This is a genomic window from Staphylococcus sp. HMSC068G11, from assembly GCF_001815825.1.
Classification (GTDB): Bacteria; Bacillota; Bacilli; order Staphylococcales; family Staphylococcaceae; genus Staphylococcus; species Staphylococcus epidermidis.
On sequence record NZ_KV822055.1, the window covers coordinates 1 to 1,919 of the forward strand.

2 protein-coding genes are annotated in these 1,919 nt (G+C 31.7%); one reads left to right on the forward strand and one right to left on the reverse strand.

Annotated elements, in window-relative coordinates; genetic code table 11:
- Positions 1-307, reverse strand: a 307-nt coding sequence (locus tag HMPREF3058_RS00890; RefSeq protein WP_141755958.1) for a GNAT family N-acetyltransferase, incomplete at its 3' end; no start/stop codon positions are given.
- A gap of 493 nt (positions 308-800) precedes the next feature.
- Between HMPREF3058_RS00890 and HMPREF3058_RS00895 the strand changes: the two genes are divergently transcribed.
- The coding region (locus HMPREF3058_RS00895; protein WP_070731041.1) for a zinc-dependent alcohol dehydrogenase family protein at positions 801-1,919 on the forward strand (1,119 nt) is incomplete at its 3' end.

Below are 1,919 nucleotides of genomic sequence, written 5' to 3' on the forward strand. Positions count from 1 at the left end.
TTATCGCTTTTTCGAATGCGAATTTTGCATAACCTTTACCACTGAACTCAGGTTTAATAATTATTTGTATTTCACAATTACGATGGATGTAATTAATTTCTACTAATTCAACAATACCTACGACTTGATTTTCATCTTCGACAACAAAACGTCTTTCCGATTCATCTAATAAATGCTTATCAAATAAATGTTGAAGTTCCGTTAAGGATTCATAAGGCTCTTCAAACCAATAAGACATAATAGAATATTCATTATTTAATTCATGAACAAAAAGTAAATCACTATACTCTAATGCTCTTAGTTTCATAATTCCACTCCCAAAATTTTCATATATATTTGCATTATAAATATAAATAACGAATAAGTCATCATTCACTGTGAACACTTTATTTTAATAATTCACCATATACTAATTCTCATTTTCTTGTTATTCTCTAATATCTCTGATTATCACTCAGTGAAAGATGCTCTATCTTTATCAGTATATAGGTTTTATTTTGATAGATACTGATTAATAATCGTCTGTAAATCATTGTTAAGTAAGGTTGTGATAGTGTCGTTATTCATAAAATCTTCATAAATTATATCAAGTATTTCTTCAATATATTTTTTTATTTTCACACCTTAAATTCACTTGAAAACAAAATCACTCCTAAATTATGACTGTACATAATAAATTTTTAAAAATCGGTTATATAAGATAAACTAAATAATCAGAATTTTTTGTAAATAATAATATTAAAGTGTAAAATAACAGATAAGAATAGACTTAATGTATATAAATTAAAGGAGTGTTGGAAGTGAAAACTAGAGCAGCAGTTTTACATGAAATGGGAGCTAAAAAGCCCTATAAAGAATCTAAACCTTTAAAAATTGAATACTTAGAACTTGATGATCCTAGCGAACACGAAGTATTAATTAAAATTCATGCAGCTGGATTATGTCACTCTGATTTGTCAGTAATTAATGGTAACAGACCTAGACCTTTACCCATGGCACTTGGTCATGAAGCTTCCGGTGAAGTAATTAAAGTTGGAAAAGCTGTTACAAGAGTTAGCGAAGGAGACCATGTGGTATGCACATTTATTCCAAGTTGTGGAAAATGTATCCCATGTAAAGAAGGACGTCCTGCATTATGTGAAAACGGAGCAATATCTAATGAAAAGGGCGAAATGTTAGAGGGAGGAGTGCGTTTATCTAATGATGAAGGAAAAGTATATCATCACTTGGGGATATCAGGTTTTGCTGAATATTCTGTTGTCTCTGAAAACTCTATAGTTAAAATTGATAAAAAAATACCTTTTGAACGTGCAGCTGCATTTGGTTGTGCTATTATCACAGGTATCGGTGCTGTGGTGAATACAGCTCAAATTCGTTCTGGTAGTAATGTAGCGGTTGTTGGTTTAGGAGGTATTGGATTGAATGCTATTATTGGAGCTAAACTAGCGGGAGCCAATGAAATTATTGCTTTAGATATTAACGAAGATAAATTTGAATTAGCAAAGCAATTTGGGGCTACAGCAACATTTAATTCAAGCGATAAAGATATCGATGAGCAAATTAAAGAATATATTCCTGGCGGAGTAGAATATGCTTTTGAAACAGCGGGTGTAGTACCAGCTATGAAAGTTGCTTATCAGATTACCAAACGAGGGGGAACAACTGTAACAACAGGACTGCCTAATCCTAAAGATAATTTTTCTTTCCCTCAAGTTACTTTAGCGGCTGAAGAACGTACCATTAAAGGATCATATGTAGGAAGTTGTGTACCTGACAGAGATATACCAAGGTTCGTTAATCTATACAAACAAGGACGTTTAAATATTGATTCACTCATTAGTGAGGTTATCACTTTAGATGAAATTAATGAGGGATTTGATCGTTTGTCTAATGGTGAAGTCGGTAGAATTATAATGAAG